Origin of the sequence: Streptomyces sp. 150FB, assembly GCF_000818195.1 — a bacterium.
Lineage (GTDB): Bacteria > Actinomycetota > Actinomycetes > Streptomycetales > Streptomycetaceae > Streptomyces.
Genome location: NZ_JTHL01000001.1, coordinates 3110839 through 3113599, shown reverse-complemented (window position 1 = coordinate 3113599; position 2761 = coordinate 3110839). Strand labels below are relative to the sequence as shown.

Genomic DNA, 2761 nt, shown 5'->3' with positions numbered 1-2761 from the left:
GAGCCGCCGCGCCCACGCGCCTATCCCGCCACGCCGGGCGGCCGAGGCGTCCGGGCGCGGTGTCCCGCGCATCGGTGTGCCCTGCCTGCGGGAACCGGCGCCGCCGTCGTGCGGCTGCGCGCCGTCCACCGGGTCGGGCGCGGCCGCCCTGCTGTGCGCCGTGGTGTCGTACGGGGACTCGGCCGCGCCACGGGGTTCGGGGACGAGCGGGGTGCCGGCGCGGCCGCCGTACGCCTGGTCAGCGCCGTACGCGGCGGGGGTGCCGCGGCCGTGCGTCCGGGCCGACGGGTCCTGCGCGTCGGGGGCGGTTCTCGGGCGGGGGGTGCCGGGCACGGGTGGGCGGCCGGTGCCGTACGGGTCGTACTGATGACGCCCGTCGCGTTCGCCGCGTCCGTCACGTTCATCACGTTCGTCGTAGTGACGCGCGGCGGGGGCCGCGCCGTACCCGCTCGTACCGGGCGCCTGGCCGGTTGTCGCCCGCCCTGCGTCGGTCCTGCCGGCGTCCGCCGGGGCACCCGCGTCCGAAACGCCCGCACGGGTGATCCGCAGGTGGCCCTCGCCGTCCGGCGCGGTCGGCAGGGCCGCCGTCCGCTCACCTGCCATGACCCGCAGCGTGGACTCGCCGAGCCGCAGCAGCGCGCCCGGGGCCAGCGGCACCGGCAGGGGCCCGACCTCCACGCCTTCCAGCGTCGTGCCGTTCGTCGAGCCGAGATCGGCCACCGAGATTCGGCCATTCTCGGAAACCGTCACCGCGCAGTGCAGCCGGGAGACATCCGGATCGTCCAGCGGGACATCGGCCTCGGCCGAGCGGCCCACCCTGATCTGGCCGCCGTGCAGCAGATGTACCCCGCCCGCGTCCGGTCCCGCCACCACATGCAGCCGGGCGGGGACGTCCTCCGGGGGCGCGTCGACGGGTCCCGGGACCTGGAGCGAGAGCACGGCGCCGTCGATCAGCGGCGGCTCACCCAGGGCGCAGCGCGGCGCGCCCAGCCGCTCGCCACCCGCGTAGAGGACGACGGCGCCGGACGCGTCGGGGCCCGAGGCGGCCGTGGCGAGGCCGGAGGCGACGGCGGCGAGCGCCGTGCCTGCGGGGGCGGTGACGAGCACGTCACAGGCGCGCCCCGAGGCGTGGCCGCTGCGCGGCGCGAGGACGGTCAGCCGGATCTGCATCGCCGTCAGCGGTCCCTTCTGCGCGGGGTGCCCGGCAGGGGAACTGCCCTGTGATTCCCCCCACCACGCACGGACGCGTCGTCCGGTACAGGTCGGCACGGTCGGTGCGACCCCCGACTCCACACCTCACGTGCTGGGGGCATCCTCGCACCTGCCACTGACAACACGCCCGGGGACCGGCATCAAGTGATCTTGATTGGTCGGCTGTGGGTGTAAAAGTGCCTGCTTGGGCGCTGGTTGGACACGGCTTGAGATCATCCGTGACGTGGGGGGCGCACACATATCAGTCGGGGGGCGCACACGGATCGGCCCCGGACCGGGCGCTGACCGGCCGCTTCGATCGCGTCCGTACGGTCCCGCGACCGGCCCCGGACGGCGCACGATCCGCAACCATCCGTACGACGCGCGCGTCTTTCTTTCGGACGCGACCGGCGGAAGGCCGGAAGATGACAGGCCGGTGACCCGGTCGGTCGGACCGGCGACCCCCTAGAGTTGTGGCGGGGGAATCCCTGGGAGGACCAGGGGCACACGCAGGAGACCACGATCAGCAGGGAGCGGATGACGTGCGGCCGGTAGGCAGCAAATACCTGCTAGAAGAGCCGATCGGGCGCGGCGCCACGGGAACCGTGTGGCGGGCCCGCCAGCGGGAGACCGCCGGCGCGGAGGCAGCCGTGGCCGGCCAGCCCGGCGAGGCCGTCGCGATCAAGGTCCTCAAGGAAGAGCTGGCGAACGACGCCGACGTGGTGATGCGCTTCCTGCGGGAGCGCTCCGTCCTGCTCCGGCTGACCCACCCGAACATCGTGCGGACCCGCGACCTGGTCGTCGAGGGCGATCTCCTCGCCCTCGTCATGGACCTGGTCGACGGCCCCGACCTGCACCGCTACCTGCGCGAGAACGGCCCCTTCGGCCCGGTCTCCGCCGCGCTGCTCACGGCCCAGATCGCCGACGCGCTCGCCGCCAGCCACGCCGACGGGGTGGTGCACCGCGACCTCAAGCCGGCCAACGTCCTGCTCAAGGACGACGGCGAGACGCTGTACCCGATGCTCACCGACTTCGGCATCGCGCGCCTCGCCGACTCCCCGGGACTGACCCGTACGCACGAGTTCGTCGGCACACCGGCGTATGTCGCGCCGGAATCAGCCCAGGGGCGCCCGCAGACCTCCGCCGTCGACATCTACGGCGCCGGAATCCTGATGTACGAGCTGGTCACGGGACGCCCGCCGTTCGGCGGAGCGACCGCGCTGGAGGTGCTCCAGAGCCACCTCAGCGAGGAGCCGCGCCGTCCCAGCACCGTGCCCGAGCCGCTCTGGACGGTCATCGAGCGCTGCCTGCGCAAGGACCCCGACCAGCGGCCCAGCGCCGAGAACCTCGCACGGGCCCTGCGTACGGTCGCCTCCGGCGTGGGCGTGCACTCCACGTCCGCACAGATCGACGCGGCCATGGGCGTCGGCTCGCTGCTCGCGCCGGACCCCTCGCCCGCGACCGTGCCGCAGATGCCCGGCGCCTCGGCTCCGACCCAGGTCCTGCCGAGCAACGCGGGAGCGGCGGCGGCAGCCGCGGCAGGTGCTGCCGCGGGTGCGGCCGCAGCGAT

The 2761-nt window shown here is 74.6% G+C and carries 2 protein-coding genes; one reads left to right on the top strand and one right to left on the bottom strand.

The features are described 5' to 3' along the window. On the bottom strand, positions 1 to 1170 hold a 1170-nt coding region (locus tag QR77_RS13210), incomplete at its 3' end, for an FHA domain-containing protein (RefSeq protein WP_040021873.1). 563 nt (positions 1171 to 1733) lie between these two features. Between QR77_RS13210 and QR77_RS13205 the strand changes: the two genes are divergently transcribed. Further along, on the top strand, positions 1734 to 2761 hold a 1028-nt coding region (locus QR77_RS13205; protein ID WP_150130565.1), incomplete at its 3' end, for a serine/threonine-protein kinase.